General features: G+C 66.6%; 19 protein-coding genes and 1 tRNA gene. 8 read left to right on the top strand and 12 right to left on the bottom strand.

Features of this window, described 5'->3' with window-relative positions; genetic code table 11:
- The first annotated feature begins 186 nt into the window (after nt 1–186).
- Nucleotides 187–417, top strand: coding sequence for a hypothetical protein (locus JUB11_RS11535; RefSeq protein ID WP_207458678.1), 231 nt, complete (start codon nt 187–189; stop codon nt 415–417).
- Between the two features lie 76 nt (nt 418–493).
- Nucleotides 494–583: transfer RNA gene (locus tag JUB11_RS11530), tRNA-Ser, on the top strand.
- Between the two features lie 198 nt (nt 584–781).
- Here the strand turns inward: JUB11_RS11530 and JUB11_RS11525 are convergent.
- Entirely contained in the window at nt 782–1,042 is a 261-nt protein-coding gene (locus JUB11_RS11525) for a helix-turn-helix transcriptional regulator (RefSeq protein WP_348771413.1), read from the bottom strand.
- A gap of 193 nt (nt 1,043–1,235) precedes the next feature.
- Here JUB11_RS11525 and JUB11_RS11520 point away from each other — a divergent pair, with 193 nt between their 5' ends.
- From JUB11_RS11520 to JUB11_RS11510, 3 genes are read left to right on the top strand one after another with little or no spacing between them, the layout of a single operon-like run.
- The gene (locus JUB11_RS11520; RefSeq protein WP_207458677.1) at nt 1,236–1,478 is read left to right on the top strand and encodes a hypothetical protein; all 243 of its coding nucleotides are present in this window, start codon (nt 1,236–1,238) and stop codon (nt 1,476–1,478) included.
- Nucleotides 1,471–3,561 (top strand): hypothetical protein, encoded by a 2,091-nt coding sequence (locus JUB11_RS11515; RefSeq protein WP_207458676.1) that lies wholly within the window; start codon nt 1,471–1,473, stop codon nt 3,559–3,561. Before JUB11_RS11520 ends, JUB11_RS11515 begins: the two co-directional genes overlap by 8 nt.
- A complete protein-coding gene (locus tag JUB11_RS11510) occupies nt 3,558–4,109 on the top strand; it encodes a hypothetical protein (RefSeq protein WP_207458675.1) in 552 nt (183 codons plus the stop codon). The genes JUB11_RS11515 and JUB11_RS11510 overlap by 4 nt, the downstream gene beginning before the upstream one ends.
- Here the strand turns inward: JUB11_RS11510 and JUB11_RS11505 are convergent.
- Complete coding sequence (locus tag JUB11_RS11505; RefSeq protein WP_207458674.1) at nt 4,042–4,749, bottom strand: hypothetical protein; 708 nt, start codon at nt 4,747–4,749, stop codon at nt 4,042–4,044. The two genes, JUB11_RS11510 and JUB11_RS11505, sit on opposite strands and share 68 nt — an antisense overlap.
- Nucleotides 4,750–4,836: 87 nt before the next feature.
- Here JUB11_RS11505 and JUB11_RS11500 point away from each other — a divergent pair, with 87 nt between their 5' ends.
- The 3 genes from JUB11_RS11500 (at nt 4,837) to JUB11_RS33175 (ending at nt 7,510) form a co-directional block, all read left to right on the top strand.
- On the top strand, nt 4,837–5,388 hold the full coding sequence (locus JUB11_RS11500; protein ID WP_207458673.1) for a hypothetical protein: 552 nt from the start codon (nt 4,837–4,839) through the stop codon (nt 5,386–5,388).
- Between the two features lie 105 nt (nt 5,389–5,493).
- Nucleotides 5,494–5,937, top strand: a complete 444-nt coding sequence (locus JUB11_RS11495; RefSeq protein WP_247886991.1) for a helix-turn-helix transcriptional regulator — start codon at nt 5,494–5,496, stop codon at nt 5,935–5,937.
- 1,252 nt (nt 5,938–7,189) lie between these two features.
- Nucleotides 7,190–7,510 (top strand): ribbon-helix-helix domain-containing protein, encoded by a 321-nt coding sequence (locus tag JUB11_RS33175; RefSeq protein ID WP_207458671.1) that lies wholly within the window; start codon nt 7,190–7,192, stop codon nt 7,508–7,510.
- 2,404 nt (nt 7,511–9,914) lie between these two features.
- On the opposite strand, the gene JUB11_RS11485 is transcribed toward JUB11_RS33175, so the two are convergent.
- The 10 genes from JUB11_RS11485 to JUB11_RS11440 all read right to left on the bottom strand — a co-directional run bounded on the left by JUB11_RS11485 (nt 9,915) and on the right by JUB11_RS11440 (nt 17,812).
- On the bottom strand, nt 9,915–10,256 hold the full coding sequence (locus JUB11_RS11485; protein WP_207458670.1) for a response regulator: 342 nt from the start codon (nt 10,254–10,256) through the stop codon (nt 9,915–9,917).
- Between the two features lie 158 nt (nt 10,257–10,414).
- Entirely contained in the window at nt 10,415–10,579 is a 165-nt protein-coding gene (locus JUB11_RS11480) for a hypothetical protein (RefSeq protein ID WP_207458669.1), read from the bottom strand.
- A 205-nt stretch (nt 10,580–10,784) separates the two neighbouring features.
- On the bottom strand, nt 10,785–11,336 hold the full coding sequence (locus tag JUB11_RS11475) for a glycosyl hydrolase 108 family protein (protein ID WP_207458668.1): 552 nt from the start codon (nt 11,334–11,336) through the stop codon (nt 10,785–10,787).
- A gap of 70 nt (nt 11,337–11,406) precedes the next feature.
- Nucleotides 11,407–12,099, bottom strand: coding sequence for a hypothetical protein (locus JUB11_RS11470; protein ID WP_207458667.1), 693 nt, complete (start codon nt 12,097–12,099; stop codon nt 11,407–11,409).
- Nucleotides 12,100–12,110: 11 nt separating this feature from the next.
- Nucleotides 12,111–13,952 (bottom strand): hypothetical protein, encoded by a 1,842-nt coding sequence (locus tag JUB11_RS11465; protein ID WP_207458666.1) that lies wholly within the window; start codon nt 13,950–13,952, stop codon nt 12,111–12,113.
- A 76-nt stretch (nt 13,953–14,028) separates the two neighbouring features.
- Complete coding sequence (locus tag JUB11_RS11460; protein WP_207458665.1) at nt 14,029–15,240, bottom strand: hypothetical protein; 1,212 nt, start codon at nt 15,238–15,240, stop codon at nt 14,029–14,031.
- Nucleotide 15,241: 1 nt separating this feature from the next.
- Nucleotides 15,242–15,652: a hypothetical protein gene (locus JUB11_RS11455; protein WP_207458664.1), complete on the bottom strand. Its 411-nt coding sequence runs from the start codon at nt 15,650–15,652 to the stop codon at nt 15,242–15,244.
- Between the two features lie 3 nt (nt 15,653–15,655).
- Complete coding sequence (locus JUB11_RS11450) at nt 15,656–16,321, bottom strand: putative phage tail protein (protein WP_207458663.1); 666 nt, start codon at nt 16,319–16,321, stop codon at nt 15,656–15,658.
- Nucleotides 16,321–17,376: a baseplate J/gp47 family protein gene (locus tag JUB11_RS11445; RefSeq protein WP_207458662.1), complete on the bottom strand. Its 1,056-nt coding sequence runs from the start codon at nt 17,374–17,376 to the stop codon at nt 16,321–16,323. The genes JUB11_RS11450 and JUB11_RS11445 overlap by 1 nt, the downstream gene beginning before the upstream one ends.
- Complete coding sequence (locus JUB11_RS11440; RefSeq protein WP_207458661.1) at nt 17,369–17,812, bottom strand: phage GP46 family protein; 444 nt, start codon at nt 17,810–17,812, stop codon at nt 17,369–17,371. The genes JUB11_RS11445 and JUB11_RS11440 overlap by 8 nt, the downstream gene beginning before the upstream one ends.
- Between the last annotated feature and the right edge of the window lie 2 nt (nt 17,813–17,814).

The raw sequence follows: 17,814 nt of genomic DNA, 5'->3' as shown, positions 1-17,814 counted from the left end.
CCCGCGCGGACGCGGCACCGTCCGGAGCCGGAGCAGCTCTCCACAAAATCGCGGGCCCGAATGTGCCGTTCCGGCCCCGCGCAGGTTATGGAAAGATGAAGGCGCTCAGCCGGCTGGGCGCCGGGGACGGCCGCCCAGCCGCCGTGAAGAGCCGCCGTGAAGGCCGGGGATAAGGGGACGCGCGCCATGAGCCAATCGGAGACGGACAAGCAATACGCCCTCGCCTACCGCGCCATCCGGCAGAAGGCCACGCGGATGCGCAGCGAGGACCTGATCAGCTATGTCGGCTGGAACGTCTACCGCGCCACCGGCGAACTCCCGCCCAACTGCGAAGGCGGCGTGGACGCCTGCACCGACGAACTGGCCCGTCGCGGCCTGTGCGCCGGGGTGCTGTCTTGGCGGAGCGCCCGGGCCTGACCCTTGCAGCGCGGCGCTCTCAACACGCCCCTTGACGCCCTGCCCCGGCGCGGCCTAAACCGTTGAGCGCCTTCGCGGATGGGTGGCCGAGTGGTTTAAGGCTCCAGTCTTGAAAACTGGCGTACCCGCAAGGGTACCGTGGGTTCGAATCCCACCCCATCCGCCACTTACGCCCACCAACCCCTTGAAACCGTTGGGTTTTCTTCCGGATCGCTCGCCAGCGTCCCACATTGCGTCCCACACTGGCGCGTGGCTGTAGGCGATTTTCTGCGAACGACGGCGAACATATCCCCGCCGGCCGGGCATCATCGTGGCTGCGCAATTTCGTGATTATGAGGGTCCGGCGTTCAGTCGCGCCCGAACCTTAGGCGTCCGCTGGCTCTGCCTTGAGGCGGACGCCCGGCCCTCCGCCGCCCTCGTACTGGCCGGCGGGGATGATATCGACACCCGCCGCTTCCAGCGCCTCGCGCAAATCCCTGAGCGTCCGATCCAAAGGCTGCCGTGCACCACGCTCGAAATCTTTGACGGTACGCGCTGCGGTTCCTGCATGGCGGGCAAGGTCATCTTGCGACCAGTCGAGCAGAGCCCTTCCTGCTCGGCTCTGCTCGCGTGTCAATATATGCACTTTTTGTCCCCTATATGCATCAAAGGTGTTGACCGCACCCGGAGGTGAGCATAACTTGGGATCAGGTTAGCACCAAAGGTGACGACCTTCTACTCACAAAGAAGCGCCCGACCGCAGCAACGGCCGGGCGCCCGGGAGACGGACCGCAGCAACGGCTCCGCCTCTTCGGTCCACACCGGGAAGCCTTAACCCCATGCAGACCGCACCCAAGGATACCACGGCCCTGCCCTGGGCGCGCCTCTCACGGCGTGCCCTGTCGGCCCTCATAGACGAACTGATCACCGAACTGGACGCCCGCGATCCCGATCCGGACATGGAGCCGGAGGAGGACCGGGGCGAGCTGGACCACCTGGTCGACGATGACCGCTTGGCCGTGCTGGACGGGCTCCGCCTGCGCCGGACCGACCTGTTCCGGGAGGTGCCGCGCCATGCGTAAGACCGACTCGGAAACCACCATCATCGCCGAACTGGGCATGACGTTCGGGGAGGCCGGCGACAAGGTGCGGGCCTTGCTCGAGGAAAGCGCAGCCGGCGCCGACGAGGCGCGCAACACCGTCCTTCACGACGAGTGGAGCCGCCTGGATGAGGCCATCGTGCGGACGCCTCCCCAGACCGTTGGGGACGCCGCGGTGATCCTCACCCGCCTGATCTGCCCGCGCATCGGGTTCGTGGCTGGGCGGCGCGAAGACGGCCAGGAACTGCCCGCCGTCACCCGTGTGCGGGACTTCCTGCTGAACACGTCGGCGCTCGACCAATCGGTCAACGGCGCGGATCACGCCATCCTGGAGACGTTCAAGGAGCTGGTGGCCCTGCGGATGGCCCTCCACAAGCGAGGGAAGACCGGCGGCAAGGAGGATGACGAGTACGACGCCTTGCTCGACCGCGACTCGGAACTGGTCCACGCCATTGCCGCCATCCCAGCGCGCAGCGGGATCGGAATTGCGGTGAAAGCCTACATGTCCTGGCAGGAACGGAGCGGGCCGCCACTGGGCAAGCCGAACGGAATTCAGGATATCCCCCCTGGTGGCGGCAGGGGAACCGATGGCGCCTTGATCACCAGCCTCACGGCAGACGCATTGCGCGTCTTCCCCGCCCTTCAGGCTCTGGCCGATGGCGATGAGCCGGCTTTCCTCGCCGCCCTGGCCGATGCCTGTCACTACACGGGCGAGGAGTTCCAGGCAGCCGGCCGCCGCTACTTCGCCGTGCGCCGCGCTTATGGGAATTTGCCACTCGAACCAGAGGACCACGAGAGGGTCGCCGAGATCGAGGAGGAGTTCACCGCAGCCGAAAACGCTCTGGTGTCTATGACGCCCCGCACCGGCGCCGAACTCGCGGTGAAGCTGCGAATGGCGTGGAACTGGTGGGTGGAGCGTCCGCAGGAAGCGCATGGCCCGGTGTCGGACAGCGACGGCCGGACCAAGCTTCTGTGGCGCCTGATCGGGGAGGCGCAACGACTCGGCGGATCGTCCGCCTTGCCGGTCACGGATGAGCCCCTGTTCGCCGCCTATGATGCTTGGCAGGACGCCGTTGCCAGGACGATCGAGGACGAAACCGACGAGGACGCCATCCGCACCGAACACGCGAGCTATCAGCGTGTGGCGGAGCTGCCGGCCTGGACGCTGGAAGGCGTGTTGCTGAAGCTGGGCGCTATGGCCTACTTCAGCAATGACGGGCAGTCGCGCGACGACGCCGACACTGACCACCCGTTCAAGCACCTGCGGCGCACGCTTTTGGAGGCAGCACCGCGGTTCGGCGCGCCGGTCGAGCGGTTGATCCGGTATGCCGTGGACAAGATCGCCTATCTGGACGGCCTGCTCGACGTCCGGAACAGGAAGTGGCTGAAGGCCGTCAACGAGCGGGACGATCTGGCAACCTCCATCGGCAAGCCGCCACCCCCGCCGCCTGTCCTGAGGGATGACCCGTTCACCCCTGTCCGGCTGCTGAGCCGGTTCCTGGGAGACGCCTGGGATCAGCAGGACCGCCTTGAAGCCCTTCCGCCCGGCATGCGGGATGACGTTCGGGCCTGCGCCAGCCGCATTGACCAGTATGGCCTTGCGATCCTCCATTCCGAAACGGTCACCGTCGCCGATGCGGTGTGCCAGCTCGCGGCCGCAGAGCACTTCTTGGAGATGGTGCGCGCCGACCTGAGGGACGGAGCCAAGAAAGATCCGTCCCTCTTGATCGACGTGGACAGGGCGGATGCGGTTCTCCGCGCGATCGTGAGCGTCCTGCCCGTGCTGTGTAAGGGGGCCGGAGTCACGCTCCGCGGGATGGGCTTATCCTACTACTACTCGGAGGAGCCGGTCACGCCCAAGGACCGGCTGGCCGCTCCACCCGATCCCTTCATGGACACGGTGGCGGCTTTCGAACAGGAGGCCCCGGCCATGATCCGGGTGCCGGTGGACCTGTCGGAGGGCTTCCTCCAGGCCGGCGCCGAGAAGGCGGGCATCTCCCCGGCGCAGGCCCGCGCCTTCTACAGCACCATGGTCGAGGCTTTCGGCGAGAAGAGGGTTGCATGACCGTCCTCGCCTTCCGCCGTGCCGCGCCTCCCCCGCCGCCTGCCCCGTGCGAGGTGCGGATCGACCGTCAGCCCGTCCGGCTGGCGCTCGACTGGCAACAGGCCATCATCGACGAGTGCCGCCGGCATGGCGGCATCAACCCGGACATCGTGCGGTTCCTAAAGGAGAGCGGCCTTTTGGACCGGTGCAGCTTCCTCGCCAGCGATGAGGACGGAGGCCCGCTCTGCTTCCGCTTCATCGGCCGCCCGGCGCTCGACACGCTGGGCGAGGCCTGGGGCCGGATGGTCCTGGGCCAGCCCGAGGCGGTGGACCCGCATTGCGAGTTCGCCGCCGCCATCGCCCGGCAGTACGCCGAGGCAATCGACACCGGGGAGCCCGTGGTGAACGAGATCGTCGCCACGGGCATCGGCAAGCCCTTCAGCTTCAACCACGCCCTGATCGGATGGCGGAGCGGCAACCGCCGCGCCATCCTGTCAGCGGTCAAGATGCACGACGTTGCAGGTCCGCGGCGACTGCTTCCGGTCGGAACCGAAGCACATGCAGCCTGAGCCGCCCCTCCCCGGGCTGGTGGAACAGGACGGTGGGGTGCCGGTCGAGATGACGCTCCCCCACCGCGCGCACCGTCCACAGCCGCGACACTGGCGGGTCGATCAGCGCCACCAGCCAGTCGGGACACCACCGGGTCAGAACCGCCAGACGGTTCAGCCGGCCGAGTTGGTGGAACAGGTCCCGGTTGCCCCCGCGCAGGTCGGGCCGAACCCAGCCGCTGGACATCATCGCCACGCGGCCGCGCGCCTCCCTCGCCTCCGGGCTCGCGCTGAAGCACCACGCATCCGCCGGCGCCGGGGCATCATAGAAGGACGTCAGATCCTCCAGGCGCGCGCCGTAGCTGCGCCCGGCGCAGTCCAGCAGGATGGAGGCCTGCACCGCCACCACGTCGCCCGCCGAGTCGGTGACGCCCGCCCACAGGCACGCCGCCGAGGCTGGCCGGGGCAGCAGCTCGAACCAGCTATCCCGGTGTTGGGCGTTCAGCCGCTCCAGCGCACCCCAGTCGGTCGATACGAAGGGCGCCAGGTCGAGAGCCCGGAGCCCGGCGCAGAGGCCGTCCCGCGCCGTCATCAGATCCTCCTGCACGGCCAGCCGCTCCGCCGCCTGCACCTCGTCCACGAGCACCACGCCACCGTCCATGTCACGCCCTCCGTCAGGTTCGTCCTGATGCGGTTGTGCCTGACCGGCGGGAGCGCTCGCCCTCGGTCCCATCGTAGGACTTGAGTCATGCGAGCCCCAGCCACCGCGTGGGCGCTCTGGGAGCAGTGGGCAGGGATCGAGCGGCAGAGGACAGAGGTGCTGGCGGAGATCAAGCGCCGGGCGGGGGCGATCCCGCCGGCCGGGGTGATGTGGGGCCGGATCACCTACCGGTGCGCCAGTGCCCTACAGGCCGCCCCGCCGCCCGCCTGGGCGCTTCTGGACGACGCGGCCATGGAGCGGCACCGCGCCACCGTGACGCGCCTCCTGCGCGATCTAGAGGCCGATCAGAGGAGGGTGCAACAGGCCCGCTCCGCCTGTGGCCTGCCCGAGATGGAAGCCCTCGCCCAACGCCTCGCCGAGGAAGCGCAGCGCATAGCCGGCGCGATCCGGCGGGCGCCTCTCACCGGCCCGGCGGACATGCTCGCCCGGCTCGACCTGATCACCGCAGAGTGGGACCGGACCGGCGGCATCAAGGATCCGGGAAAGCCCCTGGCCGAGCTGCTGAGCCTGATGGAAGCGCTCGCCCGCAACCGCCCCGACTTCGTGCCGAGTTGGAACCAACGCACCGCCCATAAATGACCGTTGCCAAGCGCATACACATCCATGCATGACTCGCCATCGTATTGTGACGGAACGATTACGCGGGATAATAGGCAGATGGCACCGGGTAAGAACGCAGAGATCATGGCAACCCAGGACGGCGCCGACGGCCCCGACGCCATCGATGTGCATGTCGGTGCGCGCATGCGGCTGCGGCGCACCCTTATGGGCATCACCCAGACCCAGCTTGGCCAGTCGGTCGGATTGACCTTCCAGCAGATCCAGAAATACGAGCGGGGAGCCAATCGGATCTCGGCATCCAAGCTCTGGCTATTCGGGCAAGCACTGGACGTCCCGGTGTCGTTTTTCTTCGACGACTTGCCGGGCGATCTACGGGAGCGCGGTGGCATGCCCGCTTCGACCGGCGGCGAGACATCGGGTCCGGACCCGATGGTGAAACGTGAGACGCTGGAGTTGATGAAGGCGTATCACCGGATCGACGATCCCAGCGTCCGGAAGTGCCTGGGCGATCTGTTCAAGGCTGTCGCGAACGCGTCCGATGGCCAGATCGCATGCGCGGTCGAATAGCAGCAACCCTAGTCCAAAGCTCGGCCTGAAGCTGCTCGAGCGATAAATGGCTTGGAGGCCCCCAAGACTACCCCATGCCTGGAGCCACTTCTCCCAACGGTGGTCCCATCTCATTCTAGACCACCTACAGCCCGTTGAGCAGCCCAGCCCATCGAGCTGCTTCACCCTCGGCCAAGCCGGCGAGCCATCGGCCATCAAAGACGGATGGCTCCGAACAGACGGTCAGGTCCATTCGACGGGCCTTCCTGGAGGCGGGCGTGAGCGTGGATGAGCTGTAGGCCCCGAGATACGGGAGAGCCCGCCAGATCCCCTCTGGCGGGCTTCCTTATGCCCGGAACCCGCCGGCAGCTCCCCCGGTTTTCAGCATGGGAGCGCTCTTGCCGGACGCTCCTCGACCGAAACCGCCTTGGCCCGCCCCGTCCATCCACGGGGCGGGCCTTTCTGTGCCTGGAACCCGCCGGCCGGCAGCCGGTTAGCCCGCCGGGGCCGCTCCTGCCGGGCGTCCCCACGACCCGTACCAACTGGCCCGCCTCTCCACGGGGGTGGGCCTTTCGTTGCATGGCAGGAACCGCATAAGGGCCTTACCGTTGCCAGTTCACTTGATCCGGTGGAATTTGGAACGGGTGCATGCAGCGGGAGAACATTGGTCTGGCGTCCTTTCATCAAGCCATACATTCCCTTCGGGAGCGAAGCCGGAAGTGCAAATGTCTGTCGAAACGGCTGAAGCTTCTGGATCTGGAGCGGACCATACTGCGGCTGCTGATTGAGGCAGAGGCGTCCTCGCAACCGCGCCCGGCGCCCAAACGGCCATGGTGGCGACGCACGGAACTCAGGGGAAAAGATATCGACTTCCGCCGCTGGGTGCCTGCTCCAGAGTGAGCTACAACCGCGCAAGCCGCTTCTCCACCAGGAGGGCAGGCCTTCCTTCGCGCAGGCTCATCGGAGAAGCCAGCACCTACTCTGCTCCCGTGCAGCAGAAGCTTAGGTTTGGCACCATGTTCCTCGGCGCTGTTCCCGCAAACAGCGCCATCTTCACTCACCGCACTTTGCCCGCCCCGCCGACCGGGGCGGGCTTTCTTATGTCGTGGAACACGAGCCCATCCGCCACGTTCAAGTCTGCGGTGCTCCTGAGGCACCCATTTCAGCTCCAGACTTCAGCCCGCCTCTCCACAGGGGCGGGCCTTTCTGTTCCACCATCCAATTGTATGCTACAAGCTAGGGCTTGTCTGGGAACTGGCGGTGCGAGAGTAAGGTGCCAAAGCGGAATAGAGCAGCGTCTCGGCTACCGAGCCTTTCCGGCATCAGCGGTCTGGTCTGCCGGAACATTTTCATCGGCAACCATCGCACCAGCATCAAGCTTGAAGCCTCAATGTGGGACATGCTGGAGGAGATTGCCGAGTCCGAAGGCTATGGCGTAGATGGCCTTTGTTTCATGATCTGGAAGGGATACGATGAAGAGCGGCGAGCTAGGGGCATCCTGGAGGGCTCTTGGGATGTGACCTTCACATCGGCCGTTCGAGTATTCATCGCGAAGTATTATCGCGCTGCTGCCGTAGCAGGACAGAGCACCTGACCGTCACGGAGGCTTGTTGCCGGCCCGCCTCTCCCCCTGGAGGGCGGGCCTTTTTGTTCGTGCGTCAAAGTCGAGGTAAGCCGCTCCCCTAATTTCCGGGCGAACGTTTGCAACGTAACATTCCAAACGTCTCTTTACTGGAGACACCTACTCCGCGAGAACTTGCCCGCCCGGTTTCGCCGTGGCGGGCTTCTTTTCTGTGAGCATGGTTGCGGGATGAAGTGTTGTCCAGCCGTTACGACCAACTCAACCCACCGCTCCAAAGGGGCGGGTTTTTTCATCAGTAACGCTCCGTTCATACAGCGCTGCCTATAGTGCCGCTGCTGCTTGAGGCTTTCGCCACACCCTCTGGCAGCCCGGCCCGCCTCTCTACAGGGGCGGGCTTCCTTATGCGAGAGCGGGAACTTAGCCGTACCATTGGCGTTCATGCCCCGGCGGTGTGGATCGCACCTCTACCGCCCTTCCTAGCCCGCCACTCCGGTTCCGACTGCATTGGGGTGGCGGGCCTCCCTATGCCCGGACCAACGGTGCCTCTGCCTTTCGGTACGTTCCCGTACATTGATATAAGGCTTCCAGCGATATAGCGATGCAGCAAAGCAGCCCCATTTTCGACCCATGGACAAGCCGCCGCCCTCAACCATGGCCCTCGATGAGCTGCTCTTCTCAGCCACCCAGCTGCTGGAGCGCTATAGACGTGCGCTGGAACGATCCCGTGAGAGCGTGGAGCGAACAAAGAGGTTCCTGGAGGAGTTGGATCGACCCTCGCAGTAGGAACTCTGCACCCGCTCTGCCGGTTACCCCGTCACCAGCCTAAGATTAGCCTTGGCCCGCTCCCCACTGGGTGGCGGGCTTTCCTTTGCGCAGGCGCTTTTGTGGGCCGGCTTACCGCCTCATTCCTCGTGCATGGCTTCGGTTATCGGGGGCAGCATGAAGGTGGCGTTGCATCCGCCGGGAGGCACCGCTGTTCAGAGACTTCACCTTGCCCGCCTCACCGACCAGGGAGGCGGGTATTTTTTGCATGCGTCAAGGCGCGAGCCATCGAGTCTTTCCGGATCTGCATGCCTTCATACAGGTCCATGATGGTTACGGCATCCTATTGCGGCGGGATGCCTAAGTGGACCTCAGCGACTCTCTGGCCCGCCCTGACCATCCGCAGGGCGGGCCATTTCCGTTGCTCAAGCTTGGCTCCGATACAGGCTGGTTTTCGCAAGCAGTTCTGTCGGAGGTCATAGAGGCGTTCATGAACCAGGGAGGCGTTCATGAAATTATCAGATTTAAGCCATGAGCAAAGATTGTGGCTTCTCACAGCGGACCCAACAAGGCGCTCGCTCGCATCGCCTTCTGACGCCGTTGTTCGACAACTCTCCGCCCTCGGGTTGGTTACCAGAATGTCTGATCCTGAGGCGTGGATACTAACGGAACGTGGCTACGCTATCTGGCTGGAGCTTGTGTACGGTCCGAGTTGAAATGACTGGAGGGGCAACCTCTCCAATTGGAGCATGAATGGCCCTTTGTGCGGGTTCATTCAGGAGCGTGCTACCAATTCTGCCTGTGTGCAGGAAGCCAAGACATGCCTTAATCTGAAGATGCCTCTTGTTAGGTTTGCATCCGGCTTAGCAAGCGACAGGCCCGCCGCATCGCCGGCGTTCAGCGGCGGGCCACCCTTTCTCCGATGCTCTGGGCTCTACCCTCGCACTTTACTTTCTTTGTCGATGGGTAAGCGGCAGCCCTCTTACGCCTCACTCGTTCCCCATAGCTGCATCCAGCCGAGCCCCGTCATATCCTGGGATCATCCGGGAACAGCTCTCTGTAAGCTGCATCAATGTAAGCCCGAAAGTTCCGAAGCCGGAGCTGCATCTCAAGAGCGTGAGACTTGGCCTCTTCAGCATAACCTCTCGCACGCACCGCTGCCTCTAAGGCCCGCTGTGTGCTTCCCCGCAGTTCTGCGGCCTCTTCTGGAACGTTAACTTTCATGGGCTCAGAACCTGCGCCAGCCGAATGAGTCTCTGTCCAAGGCCTACCTACGACACGCATGGCTACATGGATGTGAAAGGACGCCTTTTGTCACAGCTGATCAAGACGTTTGAGCATGAGCGGGTCTATTGGATCTAGCTAAGGCACTCCACGCCCACCTACTGACACAACAGAAGCATCACTATCGCCGCACTCCAAGCCCCGCCCGGTCCAGCTTCTTCCGCTCGACCTTCGCCACCCTGTTGGCTTCCTTGTCTCCTTTGAAGGGACCGGCAAGGGTTGCGACTACCTCACCGTCTGGCGCAAAAACCACGACGGCATAGTAGCCGGGACGGCCGGGCAATTCTTGTGAGGCTATGCGCATGTGAGATGGCGCCTTTTGGCCGTGAAAGGGTGTGTGCATAGGCTGGAAGGCCCCGTTAGAACCGCGTCATGGCAATGAAAATAGTTGCCCTATACTAAACATTATTTCGCGGGCATCAACCGGCTTCCGAAGAATGATGACTTTTTTCCAATCCTCATCCGCAACTATATCCGAGTAACCGGATATAATGATCACCGGAAGGTGGGGATTGCGCTTGAGGAGTTCGCGCGTTAAATCCACACCGCCTAGCTTTGGCATTCGCGCGTCCGTTATCACCAAGTCCTGTGGGTTCTCTACATAATACGACAACGCGTCCACGCCGTTATCACACACGACGACAGAATACCCGTGCGACCCAATAATCGCTTCCATTGACATCGCAATCAGTGGGTCGTCGTCAACGACCATTATATTTTGCTTCATGGACGGGCATACCTTCGTGTTTCACGAATGTAACGTAATCATTATTGCATGACTCAGATGATGACGCAACGTTACTTAGTGGTATTTTCGCCTTACTAGACGCACCGGACGACCGCATAGGGGCCGTCCGGCTGGGCATGGGGTTACAGGCTGCCGAGCAGCGCCGGCACCATGCGCGTGATGGCGCCGGTCAGGTCCGTGGCGCCGGTGAGGTAGTCGGCCACGGCCAGGATCACGACGACGGCCGCCGTGACCTTGCCCTTGTGCTGGCGGAGCATGCCGCCCTTGGCGATGGTGGTGACGTCCATGGGTGCCTCCTTGGGCAAAAGAAAAGCCCGCGCGGCGGGATGCCGGCGGGCGGGTCAGTTGCAACTTCCGGTACTGATTTCCTTGCTGCCGGATCACACCCCAAATCCATGGGCGATGGCCTTGAAAAGCTGGGTTTGCGTCCTGCAGAAAGCCCGATTTCCCCCGAAATGATTCACTCGTCAAATCGGGTACCGGCGGTTGTGGTCAGGTCAGCATCAGGTCGGCCAGCCGGTTGGACCAGCCGGCGGCGTTGAGCGCCTGGTCAGCCACCCGCTTCCGCGTCCTGGCGTCGTCGGTGATGACGCGCCCCATCTTCCGGAGCCGGAGCGCGCAGACGCGGACATACATCTCACGCGGGTCGAGCGCGTTGACGGCGGCGATGGTCTTGGGGCCGGCCTGCCCGTCCACCTTCAGCCCGGCGCCGAGCTGGTTGGCGGCCTCCTGTAGCCACTTCGACGCATCGTCGCCATCGGCGCCGTAGAGGACGCCGCAGTCCACCACCAGCCCGGCCAGCCGCTGGTCGCGGATGCCGTCGTAGCCGGGATCGACCACGTAGCGGGCACGGTAGATCTGGCGGGCTTCCGCCTCGCTCAGCCGGTACACGTCGTCGGCGGTGACCGGTCGCCCGCGCCACTTCGCCAGGGTCGTGTGCGTGATGCCGAACTTCGTGGGGCCGCCCTTGTCCGCCGGGTGATCGACATAGCCGCCCTCCCGGCGGATCACGTCGTCAAGGATGAGGGTGATGGGGTCCATCATGGTGTCCTTCCAGAAATGCAGAAGGCCCGCCGGGGTGGCGGGCCTCATCGTGGTTGGCGGGTGGTGACGGTCAGGCCGTCTCGGGCTCGGCGGGTTCAGGCGGCGGATCTTCCGGGGCGGGTTCCTCGGGCTCGGGCTCCGGCTCGGCCGGCGGCGTCGGCACCACATGCCCCGGCCAGCCCTTGTCGATCTCCGCCGCGTAGACCGTCACCACGTCCTCCCAGGTCGGGGCGGCGTCCAAGGCGCGCCAGATGTCGCCCCAGCGGTCGAAGCATCCCTGCACGTGGTTGGCCTGCGCGCGGGCCATGAGGATGAACTGGCCGTTGGTCGCGCTGAACGGCACGCCGCCCATGTCGAGCGTGTGCGTGATCGCCAGCCCTTCCGCCCGGCCTTCCTCGGCGGTGCGCCCGGCGGCGAGCGCCGCGGCGATGGCTTCCTCCACCTCTTCCAGCGCCTTCTCACGGGCGCCTCCGAGCATGGTCTTGTCCCGGTCCTGGGACGGCACGCGGCCACCGCCCGGCAGGAGGGCGCCAGCGGTTTCCTCCTTCCAGCGGCGGGCAACGAGGAGCGCCTTGGCCTGGTCCTTGATGTAGGCCAGGGACGGAGGGGTGATCGTGCCCGCCTCGCCACACAGGTAGTTGGTATCAACCCAGGGGCGGAGGGACTGGGGCACCTCAGCCCATAGCACGTCCGGGTGGAACCGGCCTGCCGGATCGGTCGTCGTGAACTCGGCGCACGCGCCGTCCTGAATGCGAGCCCACATGGCTGCCTCCTTTACGCTGCGTTGTTGGGATAGGAGCGGCCCGGCCCCCAGATCACGCGGACCGCGCCGTTGCCGCCGGCAAAGTCAACGGGACCGCCGCCACCGTAGGAGCCGCCGGTCTGGGCGCTTCCGCCGCCGCCACCGGAACCGCCGCCACCATCTGCGGCGCCATTCGTGCCCTTCCCGAAGATACCGACGCCACCGCCGCCCACACGCGCGTTGCCGCCGCCGCCTCCGCCGCCGCTACCAGCGGCGGCACCGCTAACCCCTCCGGCGCCGCCGTTGCCGTCGTAGCCGGCCGCGCCGCCGCCGCCAGGAAAGTTGCCCTGACCCGCCGTGACGCCGCTGCCGCCGGTGCCGCCACCCTGGCCGCCGGTGCCGCCACCGCCCGCGCCGCCGAAGGCGCCGCCGTATGCGGTCATGAGGGCGCCGAAGCTTGAGGACTGGCCGCTCACACCAGCGGCGGAGTCGCCAACCGTGATGGGGATGATGTCGCCGGGGTTGACCGAGAAGGTGCCCCAACGAAGCCCGCCGCCGCCGCCGGACCTGCCGTCGCCTCCGCCGCCGGCACCGGCACCGACCGTCACGGCGCTGACCTCGTACACGCCCGGCGGGACCTGGAAGTTGTAGGTGCCCGGCGTGGTCCATGCCTGCGAGCCCGATGGAGAGGCCGTGGCGTAGGACGTAACGGCGGACCAATTCCCGTACCCGGTCGAGCCGCCCTTGTGCCGTGCCCGCCAGTAGCAGGTCGTCAGCGCCGGCAGGTTCGCAGAGGGCGGGATCGTGTAGGACAGCAGGGACGAGCTGTCGCCGCTGTCATGGAGGATGGCGGTGAAAGCCGCATCCGAAGCGATCTGCCATTGCGTGGCGACGTGCGTGTCCGAGCTGCCCGGCACGGCGAAGCTGGAGGTCTGCAAGGGGCCGCCGAGCGGCACGTTCGTCGCCCCGTTGGCGGGCGACAGGTTGACGGGTGCGGCCGGTTTGGCCTGCACCTGGAAGCGGATGGACGGGGACCACTGCGACCAGCCGAGGTTGGCGCCCCGGTGCCGCACCCGTACATAGAGGATGTAGAGCGTCGGCAGGGCGGCGTTGGTCGGCACAGTGTAGGCCGTGCCGGGTTGTCCGATGCCGCTGTCATGGATAACCGACGTGAACGCCTCGTCGCTCGCGATCTGCACCTGCGTGGCGTTGTGCGTGTCGGCGCCGCCCAGGACAGAGAAGGCCGAATAGGTGATGGTCGGCGTGGTGGAGACGCCGCTCGCGTTGTTGGCCGGCGCGGTGATCGACGGTTGTGCGATGTATTGGAACACCGCGCCCGTGGTGAAGCCGGTCGGCGCGGAGGGCAGGCTCCAGTTGCCCTCGGCGTCCTTGTAGGCGACGCGCCAGAAGTAGACCGAGCTGGGCGACAGAACGCCGCTGGGGACCGTGTAGGAGGTGGTCGCGCTGTTGACCAGGCCAGTGTGCAGGATGCTGGCGAAGGTTTCGCTCTGGCTGATCTCGAAACGCGCGCTGCCCTGCGGGATGCCGTAGAGCGAGTAGTAGGCGGAGCCGGTCAGCGTCGGCACCTCGCCCACCTGGGTGGCGCCAGCCGCCGGGGTGACGTTGCGCGGCTGACGCACGTGGGCCGTGGAGCTTAGGGCGCGGATCGCCTGGGTGAGCTGGCTGTGGTCGCCCTTCTGCGGCGTGAGGCCCGCTGCTTCGATGGGGTGCAGGAGCGTTTCCTGGGCCGCGTTGAACCAGTCGGCGTCAAGCTGGGTGGCGGCCTCGCCCGTCGAAGGGTTGCCGCCCTTGAACCCGTGCTTGCCGTTGCCGTGCAGGCTTTCCGCACGGCTGGGCGTGTCAATGCGATGCATGTGTGATCCCCATTCTCAAAGGGTGGTTAGGGCCGCGAGGCCTCGGCTTCGGAGGTGAAGCGGAGCGACAGGGCGGTCAGGCTGTGAGCGCCTGTAGCTGTTCGTTGGGGAGGCGGCGGTTGTAGAGGGCGAGGCGGCGGATGTGGCCGTTAAGACACCCCCCGCCACCGCCTTGGCAGCCCAAGTACAGGTTAGTAACGGCAGGAACGGTTCCGGCCGCATCGGTCACCGCCGTCGCACCATTTAGGGATGCCGCGAAGTCGCTTGCCTTCCACCCACCAGCCAAACGGTGAGGCGCCCCCGGAGAGAAGGCGCCCGCGCTGATAGCGGCTTGCGAAGCCCCTCCAGTTGTCACGTCCAGTCGAACAGCGGCTGCTGTGGTGGCAAGCCCCAGGATGCGATTGCTGTAGCTGCCGTCCCCCACCTCAAAAGCGGTCGCCAAGACTGAGGCGGCTGGTACGGCCGCGCTCCGCTGGAACTCCACCGCCGCTGTTCCCTCACTCTCATTCCACCCCGGCACGCTCGCCAGCGGCATGGAGCACGCGTCCGCGGCGCGGGTGACGGCTGCGGTGGTGGTGGGGATGTAGGAAGTGGGGAAGGTGCCTTCCTCGAATTGAAGCCCCCAGATTTCGTAAACGGTGCCGGCAGGAACCGACTCAAAGAAGAAGAAGGCATAGCTGGCGTTCGTGGTGTCGGCGTACCACGGCACCGCCACCCGCCGCCAAAGGCCATCGGCGACGACGCCGAGCGATGCGAACGACGCCACGACGGTGCGCGTACTGCCGTCTGACTTCGGCATGTTGAAAGCATTTCCAGCCACCGGGCCGGAGACGACGCGCACGTAAAACGACGCCGCGTAGGTTCTCCCAGCCACCACACTAAGATTGTTCGTACCTCCAGCCGCGCCCGTGGTCAGGTAGCAGTTCGGCTGCTGGGTGGACTGCAACCGCAGAGCCGTGCCCGTGCCGTCCGGCGCTGCGGCGGTCGCGTTGATCACGGTGACGGACGGCCCCTTGCCGTAAAACGCGCCGCCCAGGTCGCCAGACCCTCGGGCGAAGTTCGTCCGCGCCTCCTCGATCAGCAGCCCGCGCGGCGCCTTCGTCGTCGGGTCATAATCGAAGCGGGGCGCGTTGACCGCCGCCGTCCGCAGTACGCCGGCCACGTCGAAGCGCGTCCCGGCACTGGCGCGGGTGAAGGTCAGGCGGCTGTCGAGAGTTTCCGTTCCGAGAAACGGCAGGTCCAGGACAGCCGGCGAGGAGGCGAGCCCGGCGCGTAGGGAGTGCAGCATCCTAGACCCCCAAGGCGACGTAGGCGTTGGGCGCGATGCAGAGCAGGGACACGGCCCGCCATTGGGCCGGCACCGACACGGAGGCGTTGACGCTGTTGATCGTGACGCCGGCCGCCGGGGTGATGGTCGTGCGGCCGGCGCCGGACTGCACCACGGCGATTGACTGACCGGGGGTCATCAGGCCGGCCGGCAGCGTGACCGTGTTCGCCGCCGCGCTGCCGGTCACGACGACGGCGTTCACGTTCACGGTCTGGAGCTGGTAGGCGGCACCGCTGGTCGTGGTCACGCGGTCGCCCACGATGACGGCCTGCACCTCCTCGATTTCCTGCTTCGCGACCGTGAGCTGCTCCACAAGGTCCGAGATGCGGGGCGACGAGCCGCCAAGCTTGCCGGGGTTCATTTTGCTTGCCATGGATCAGATCTCCCAAACCGTGTTGCCGTCGTCCCAGACGGTGGCGCCGCCGTCCCAGCGGACGACAGATTGGGGCGGAGGCGGAACCTCCTCGGCCCCGTAGCCGAAGAGCACATGTCCGTGGGCGGGCTGCACGCGCCGGATCGCGCATTCCAGAAGCGGGCGTCCCCAGGCCCGCAGGCCGGCGGTGCAGGCGCTGCCCGCGTCGAAGACGGTCAGCCCGCCGTCGTCGGGGACATGGACGCGCCACGCATGCCGCCACGGGTCCGGGTTGATCGCGTCGGCGCAGGACGAGCCGACCGTGAAGGGCCGGAACTCCACGATCTCCGCGCCGGGGTATCCGACCGCCGCCGCCAGCCCCTGGAAGTAGGCGCGGGACTGCCCGCCGCGTGCGGTCAGGCGCGCCACCAGGGCCGCGCGCCGCTCGTCCAACGTCAGGTCCACGCCCGCCGTGCAGTCGTCGGGCAGGCCGGCGAAGGCCTCCCACTCGGGCAGCAGTTCCGCCGCCGTGCGGGGATCGGCTTCCTCGATCAGCCGGAGGGACCGGGCGTGGACGCGGGCCAGCCCATCGGCCACGGCGCGCAGGAGGTCGTCATCCTCGGGCCAGGCCGGGCCGACCGGGCGCAGGCCGAGCAGCAGGCCGTAGTAGTCGTCTGCGGTCGCCTGCATCACGGCACCCATGTGATCGGACCCAGCACGGCGATATGCCCGGTCGCTGCCACCACGTCGGAGGCCGGGGTCAGCAGCTCGTGCCGGGTCTCGCCCGCCGCCGTGCTGATCGCCTCGCGCAGGCGGGACAGGTAGAGGGTGCCGCCGGGCTCCGCCTCGCGGGCCACGAAGTCGCGCAGCTCCGCCAGCACCGCCTCACGGTTGGCGGTGGTGTCCGGGGTCAGGCGGATGGAGAGGGCCAGCGGATCAGGGATCGGCGCGAACACCACCACCTCCGCCGTCACCGGCCGGCGCTCGTCGATGTAGGCCTGGACCGCCGCCACCTCGTCGGGCGTCGGGATGATGCTGGCCCGCCCGTCCATCACGAAGGCCACGGCCACGGTGCCCAGCCCCTGCCGGTGCCGGTAGACCCAGGCACGGGTGACGCCCGGCACCTCCAAGGCCCAGGCCTCGTAGTCGCGCCGGTTGCCGCCGTGCGGAGGCTGGCGCACCCGCTCTTGCAGCCGGGCGAGCAGGGCCGCGTCCGTCTCGATGTCGGCGCCGCCGGAGATATCCACCACGACGGCGGTGGACTGGGCACCGGGGATCGGGCTGACTAGTTGGAGCTGGGCGCCGGCCGGCAGGTTGCCCGCCACGCCCGGCTCCACCGCCTCGACCGGGACCGACGCCGCGGCGTCGAGCGCGACCACCTCCGCCATGGTCCGGTAATCGCCGACGCCGACGCGCTGCAACACCGTGCCGGCGGGGATCACAGTGCCCGCCGTAGCCGTCATCGTGACGGTGCCGGATGCCACCGCCGCCGGCTTGCGCGCCACATCCCACCACGCCGCGTGCCGCTCCAGCACGTCAGTGTCGGAGGTCGGCGGGAGGATCTGGCGCGCGATGTAATCCACGAAGCCATAGACGGTGTGGAGGGCGGCGGCCTGCACGCGGGCCTGCACCTCCACGTCGGCGCGGCGCAGCAGCTCGTCCTGGGCCAGCCGCGTCAGGAGGTCGGTCCGCGTCTGCTCGATGAGGTCGGCCAGGGTTGGCCGCTCGAAACCTGTGTCAGCCATTCAAGATCCTCCACACGTCTGAGAAACGGAGCGCTGTGGCGGTCCCATCGGCTCGCCAGATCCGGCAGGACAGCGCCAGGCCGTCGAGCCCCATCCGCTCCGCCGTCACCTCCACCCGGATCGCCACCCCGTCTTCGATGAGCCACGCAAGCGCCTCCTCGGCGTATTCGCGGGCGCGGTTGATGGTGTCGGGGACCAACTTCTCCCGGCTCAGCAGCCACAGCCGGGAGCCGATGCGGTCGCCCTGCGCCGTGGGGTAGGTGTCGCCCCACCAGCCATGCCGCTGGTCCGCCGGCAGGGCGTCGGAGGGCAAGGCCCGGCGCCAGGTGAAGAGCGACATGATGACCGCGCGGGCGAGCGGGTCGCCCTGCACGAGGTCGAGCGAAAGCGGCCGCCCGTCGATGACGACGGACAGGTCCGTTGCGAAGTAGGTCATGG

This window comes from Azospirillum sp. SYSU D00513 (assembly GCF_017356015.1).
Lineage (GTDB): Bacteria > Pseudomonadota > Alphaproteobacteria > Azospirillales > Azospirillaceae > Azospirillum.
Note: the sequence above shows the minus strand (reverse complement) of the source record. Positions and strands in the feature narration are given on the sequence as shown.